The following is a 6,354-nucleotide window of genomic DNA, read 5'->3' on the forward strand; positions in this document are numbered from 1 at the left end:
TAGCCGGTCTTTGAAAAAAACTGCCCCCAGGAATCGAGCGCAGCGAGATTCAATAGAGTTTGAGCGAAGCGAAAACATAGGGCAGTTTTAAATGCCGTTTTTGATTTTTTTGGGCTTTTAATAATATAAAAAGCTTTTAAATGCTTTTAAGAGCCTTGAAAGTATTGATATACGTGCGTTTCAGAGGACATACCGACACAAATAGTTTGTCATACCGACACAAATAGTTTGTTCAAAAACACCAATACCGACACAAATAGTTTGCATTAAGACACATAAAAATATAATGTGTCTTTATATACATAAAAATAATGGTGTCTTAATGAAAGGCGGGTTAGTTGTAAAAGATAATGCTCTTATGAATGCCAGTTACAACTTAGAGGTAACAGAACAAAGGTTAATTTTATTGGCAATTATCAGTGCTAGAGAAACAGGGAAAGGAATTACTGCTGACAGTAAACTAGAAATTCATGCCAGTGATTATGCAAAACAGTTCAATGTCACAAAAGAAGGGGCTTACAAGGCTTTAAAAGAAGCTGTAAACAACCTATTTGATCGACAATTTTCATTCCAAGAAGAAACATCAAAAGGGATTGGTATTGTTCGCTCACGATGGGTTAGTCGTATTAAATACATTGATGATTCTGCTCTACTAGAAATCACCTTTGCCCCTGATGTAGTTCCACTAATTACACGACTTGAGAAACACTTTACAAGCTATCAGATTAATCAAGTTTCAGGACTTACAGGCAAGTATGCAATACGACTTTATGAACTATTGATAACATGGCGTGAGGTAGGTAAAACTCCAATTTTGAAACTAGCGGATTTCAGAAGTCAGTTAGGAGTTGAACCTAATGAATACAAAGCAATGAATCATTTTAAAAGTCGTGTTTTAGAACCATCATTACAGCAAATTAATGAAAAAACAGACATTAAAGTGAAGGTAGAACAACATAAAAATGGTCGTTCAATTAGTGGTTTTTCATTCAGATTCAAACAAAAACCACAGCCAAAAGTAGAACAAAAAATCGACCCTAAACGAGATCCAAACACACCCGATTTTTTTGTTGAAATGACCGATGCCCAACGGCATTTGTTCGCACATAAATTATCTGAACTACCCGAAGTTGGTAGCGAATATGCAGAGATCGGAGAGTCAGCCGAAGACTTTACGAAACGCCTTGCCGACATGCTTTTAGAGCCAAAAAAATTCAGGATGTTTTATCCGCTACTGGAACAGCTCGGCTTTGGTTCTAAAAAAATCCAATCTGCACCAATTAAACAGGTCGATGAACCTAAGTTTATTGAGTTGCGAAATATGCAAGTGAACAGCTTGTCGTTCAATATGTCCCGTGACAAGAAATTCGCTCATTTAAAGCAGGAAAACGAATCTCCAGATGATTTTATGCAACGGCTTCGCATCATGCTAAAAGACCCAAAACAGCAAATTCAATTTTATGACTACGTGAATGCCAAAAAGTAGCAATTAATCCTCTAAAAAAGATTTCAAAACGCCCCAACTTTTGGGGCTTATTTTTATCTTTTTCAGAGGCCGTTTTTTTGTTTCTCGGAGAGAAACGCGGAAGCGTGCATTCCCTCCTGCTGTCGGAAAATGATAAATCCCCCAAACCGCTAAAAGTTGCCGATCGGCAACTTTTAAAATATCAAATTTTCACACATGGCTTAAAACCGCCTAAAATCGCCTTTAAGCGCACTTTTCTTCAAAACAGGGAAATCTAGCTAAACAGGGCTAAAAACGCCAATAAACGCAAAATAGGAGCATTTAGACCATGAAATTGAGTGATGCTGAAAAAAATAATCGTTTGTCAGAGGTGTTTTTAAAGAAATCAGATCGAGAATATTACGATTTAGAAATCACTGAAGATCATCAAAAACTTTATGATCAGTACGTTTCAGGTGATTTAAACAAGCAAGATTTTGAAGAACAACTAAACAAATTGATCAAGTAACCGAGCGAGTGTCTACGAGCGACTGAGCATTATAAAAATTTGCCCCTGCCTTTTCCCTGATTACAAGCTCCCTGTTGCTTCATAACGAGATTTACAGAGCAAAGCGACTGTAGCCACTGGCTCCATGACGAGCGAAGCGAGCATAAAGCTTTATGAGCGAAGCGAATCCATTCTTGTTTTTAGCGTCCTAGCCGGTCTTTGAAAAAAACTGCCCCCAGGAATCGAGCGCAGCGAGATTCAATAGAGTTTGAGCGAAGCGAAAACATAGGGCAGTTTTAAATGCCGTTTTTGATTTTTTTGGGCTTTTAATAATAAAAAAGCTTTTAAATGCTTTTAAGCAGTCTGAAAGCATTGATATACGTGCGTTTCAGAGGACATAAGACGACACTTAGTGTGCTAAAAGACGACACTTAGTGTGCTAGAAATTCTCAATAAGACGACACTTAGTGTGCTTTGAAAGACAAAATAAAACATGTCGTTTTAAGCACGTTTAGTTTGCAAGATGCGACAAAATAAAATATGTCTGCTTATTGCTTCTTGATAAGGCTTCACATAAGATCAATAAGACGACATAATAAAATAAGACGCTATATGAAAGATTTAATTGTGAAAGATAACGCTTTAATTAATGCCAGCTACAATCTTGACCTAGTGGAACAACGGTTAATTCTTTTAGCAATAATTGAAGCCCGTGAAAGTGGTAAAGGTATTAATGCGAATGACCCTTTAACTATTCACGCAGAGAGCTATATCAACCACTTTGATGTATTGAAAAATGGTGCTTATCAAGCACTAAAAGAAGCCTGTAAAGACTTGTTTGCTCGTCAATTTAGCTATCAAGAACCAAGAGGAAAAGGAGTAGCTCATATTACCTCACGTTGGGTTTCTCAAATTGCATACATCGAAAAAACGGCATCTGTTGAGTTAATTTTTTCACCTGCAATTATCCCTTTAATAACTCGGCTAGAAAAACAATTTACGAGCTATGAGTTAGAGCAAGTAAAAGGGCTTTCCACTGGCTACGCCATTAGACTTTATGAACTTTTGATTGCTTGGCGTAGTAGTGGGAAAACACCAATTATTGAGCTAAGTGAGTTCAGAGAAAGATTGGGAGTATTAGAAAGTGAATATCATCGAATGCACGACTTTAAAAAGCGTGTTTTAGAACCATCATTAAAGCAAATCAATGAAAATACAGATATTACTGTCAAAGAAGAACAGCACAAAAGAGGACGTAATATTATTGGTTTTTCATTCCGATTTAAACAGAAGGCACAGCCAAAAAAACAACAAAAAACCGACCCTAAACGAGATCCAAACACACCTGATTTCTTTGTCGAAATGACCGATGCACAACGGCATTTGTTTGCACACAAATTATCTGAACTGCCCGAAGTTGGTAGCGAATATGCAGAGATCGGAGAGTCATCCGAAGACTTTACGAAACGCCTTGCAGACATGCTTTTAGAGCCAAAAAAATTCAGGATGTTTTATCCGCTACTGGAACAGCTCGGCTTTGGTTCTAAGAAAATCCAATCAGCACCAATCAAACAGGTCGATGAACCTAAGTTTATAGATTTTCCAAATATGCAGATCAACCGAATTTCTTACGGCATGTCCAGAAATAAAAAATTCAAACATTTGAAGCAAGAGAATGAATCACCTAATGATTTTATGCAACGGCTTTGCATCATGCTAAAAGACCCAAAACAGCAACTTCAATTTTACGATTTCCTAAAATCTAATCCTTGAGTTTCCCCCTCTACTGCATATAATGGCTCGATTTGGGTGTTGGAAGATGGAAAAAATGCTGGTTTATTAAGGCTATTGCCTAAGTAGAGCTGATTGAATCTTAGGGATTGGAAATTTTTAAAATGAATCATAATGGAGCCGATTTGGATCAAATAAAGTTAAAACAAATTAAAACTGACTTAAGTGTTGATGGAATTGTTAAGCTATCTCAGTTTATTGATAAAAAAGAAGTAAATTTAATCAAAGAGAGTTTGGTTGAAGAACTGAAACGTTTAAAAATTTATGAAAATAATAAAATAATCTCTAAAGAATTGAAAAAATTGAGTCATTTTCAACAGATTGTCATGTTGTCCAGAACAGTTAAACAGCCAAAAACTTTAGAAAAATATTCAGATATTTTGGGTGAAGTTGTATTCAAAATTTTTGCTAAAAAGTTTTACTCTGATCAGAAACAGCAACTTCTACTGACATTACCTCAACAGGAAAAATGGACACTGAATGATTTAAAATGGCATGTCGATTCACATTCAACAGCTTTTGAGTCACTGCAATTTTTTTTAATCATTGATGATATTCAACCTCATGGTGGTGGAACTCTAGTTTTGAAAGGTTCACATCATTTAACTGAACGATCTTCTTCAAGTCAGCTGAATCATTTATTGAGTACGAAAATATTAAATCAGCCTTTTGATTTTCAGAATAAAAAATTAGAGATCATTGAATTAACTGGCGTACAAGGGGATGTGTATTTAATGGATATGAGGGTTATTCATTCTCCAGCGATAAATGCTGCAAAAAAGATAAGAATGATGGCAACGTATAGATATTTTCAGAATTTGTAAGATAAATAAAGAAAACCCATCATCCTGACAGGATCTTCTTCATAAGAGATATTCCTAATCCATGCTGACATTCACATAGAAAAGAAACTATTGATAACACCTAATGTTTTTAATGTAGTAATGCCCGAGATTAAAAAACATATGGAAATTAAAGACTAGACTCTTTCATTTGATCATGTTCCTTGATATGCATTTAAGCGAAATGCAAAGTTTTGTCCAAATAACTGAGCGGTTTTAATATCGCCAATATCAAAAGCATCTGCCGCACTGGCATGTTCGGCTTGTGCCATAAGACCAGACCATGAGCCGAGACGATTGGCTGCTTGCGTATACGGAACACCTTGATGTTGCTCAGGTAAAATAGGGTTGCCGACCCATACCATACCGTGTTGCATCGAAAAGGTGAAAAGCGAAATCAGGGTCGATTGCTTATCCCCAGCAGGTAATGAGGAAACAGTAAATCCTGCGGCTAATTTTCCTTTAAAAGCCTGCTTCTTCCATAATGGACCTGTGGCATCCATGAGTTGTTTAAAAGTGCCAGAGACACCACCGAGATAGGTTGGAGTACCCCAAATTAGTCCATCATATTGACAGAGTAATTCAGGTTGAGACATCAACTGTTCAGCGGTGAATAAATCAATTTTAGGTGGTGTTTCAAAAAGTATGCTGAAACAAAGCAGGTTGAATTTTGATAAAATAGAGAAATGCGAATAACTCTAGAAATCAAATGTCCAACCTGCCTCAGTGACAGTATAAAGAAAAATGGCATCAAAGTAGATGGGAAACAAAACTATCAGTGCAAAGACTGTAAACGTCAGTTTATTGGTGACCATGCTCTGAGCTATCTAGGATGTCATTCAGGCATTACTCGAAAAATATTACAGTTGATGGTCAGAGGTAGTGGTATACGAGATATCGCTGAAGTTGAGCGAATCAGTATCGGTAAAGTTTTACGTACTTTAACCGAATCGACCTACCAAATTCAGCCTAAACAAAGTCATTATGAGTCTCTTGAAGTTGATGAGTTTTGGACTTTTGTGGGAAATAAAAATAATAAACAATGGCTTATTTACGCCTACCATCGAGAAACAGGTGAGATTGTTGCTTATTTTTGGGGTAAAAGAGACTTAGCTACAGTTCAACGATTGAAGGCAAAGCTTAAACAATTAGGTATTCACTACACCCGAATTGCAAGTGATCATTGGGACAGTTTCATAACTGCTTTTAAAAACTGCAAGCAAAGTATTGGTAAATTTTTTACTGTAGGTATTGAAGGTAATAATTGCAAAATAAGGCATCGAATTAGGCGCGGTTTTAGAAGGAGTTGTAATTTTTCAAAAAAGATTGAAAACCATTTTAAAGCTTTCGACTTAACCTTTTTTTACATCAATAATGGCTTCATTTAATGTCAGCATACTTTTTGAAACACCACCCGAAATTTTTATGGGTATCGTGTTAATAGGCTTAGCGTTACGACTTCTCTTAACATTCAACTGAATAGCCTAAGCAGAAAAGTAAAAACAACTACCTCGACTACTAAACACAATAAAAGCTAAAAGCAAGTGCTCTCAACTTCTCAACTCGCCTCCAAAGCGTCGCACTTCGTGCTTTGGCTTTGGAAACGGTTGAGAGAGTTTCGGCAATACTCACCCTAAGGGCAGCCATTTGAAAAAATGACATATCCCCTAAGTATTGCCGATTTACCTGTATATATTTGGCTTCGGAGCCACGTATATCGGTCGTATCCGCACATAGCTTTGCTGACTATGCAGACAAGGACTCAAAGT

The 6,354-nt window shown here is 36.6% G+C and carries 3 protein-coding genes and 3 pseudogenes; 5 read left to right on the top strand and 1 reads right to left on the bottom strand.

Annotated features, from left to right (window positions below; all coding sequences use genetic code 11):
• Positions 1-322: 322 nt before the first annotated feature.
• The 4 genes and pseudogenes from repM (FTV32_RS15505) to FTV32_RS15520 all read left to right on the top strand — a co-directional run.
• Positions 323-1,252 (top strand): annotated as a pseudogene (gene repM / locus FTV32_RS15505) (replication initiation protein RepM); the annotation flags it as partial.
• A 541-nt stretch (positions 1,253-1,793) separates the two neighbouring features.
• Positions 1,794-1,973, top strand: a complete 180-nt coding sequence (locus FTV32_RS15510) for a hypothetical protein (protein WP_020847111.1) — start codon at positions 1,794-1,796, stop codon at positions 1,971-1,973.
• A 591-nt stretch (positions 1,974-2,564) separates the two neighbouring features.
• A pseudogene (gene repM, locus FTV32_RS15515) lies at positions 2,565-3,491 on the top strand (replication initiation protein RepM); the annotation flags it as partial.
• 356 nt (positions 3,492-3,847) lie between these two features.
• Positions 3,848-4,567, top strand: coding sequence for a phytanoyl-CoA dioxygenase family protein (locus FTV32_RS15520; RefSeq protein WP_087554354.1), 720 nt, complete (start codon positions 3,848-3,850; stop codon positions 4,565-4,567).
• A 173-nt stretch (positions 4,568-4,740) separates the two neighbouring features.
• On the opposite strand, the pseudogene FTV32_RS15525 reads toward FTV32_RS15520, so the two are convergent.
• Positions 4,741-5,172: pseudogene (locus FTV32_RS15525) on the bottom strand (flavodoxin family protein); the annotation flags it as partial.
• Positions 5,173-5,271: 99 nt separating this feature from the next.
• Here FTV32_RS15525 and FTV32_RS15530 point away from each other — a divergent pair.
• Complete coding sequence (locus FTV32_RS15530) at positions 5,272-5,973, top strand: IS1-like element ISPa14 family transposase (protein WP_166135753.1); 702 nt, start codon at positions 5,272-5,274, stop codon at positions 5,971-5,973.
• Positions 5,974-6,354: the final 381 nt, after the last annotated feature.

Source organism: Acinetobacter sp. YH16032 (assembly GCF_013417345.1).
Taxonomy (GTDB): domain Bacteria; phylum Pseudomonadota; class Gammaproteobacteria; order Pseudomonadales; family Moraxellaceae; genus Acinetobacter.

Excerpts from the sequence above, each read along its gene's own strand:
- FTV32_RS15530 (WP_166135753.1), top strand. The coding sequence starts at position 5,272 with ATGCGAATAACTCTAGAAATCAAATGTCCAACCTGCCTCAGTGACAGT.
- FTV32_RS15510 (WP_020847111.1), top strand. The coding sequence starts at position 1,794 with ATGAAATTGAGTGATGCTGAAAAAAATAATCGTTTGTCAGAGGTGTTT.
- FTV32_RS15520 (WP_087554354.1), top strand. The coding sequence starts at position 3,848 with ATGAATCATAATGGAGCCGATTTGGATCAAATAAAGTTAAAACAAATT.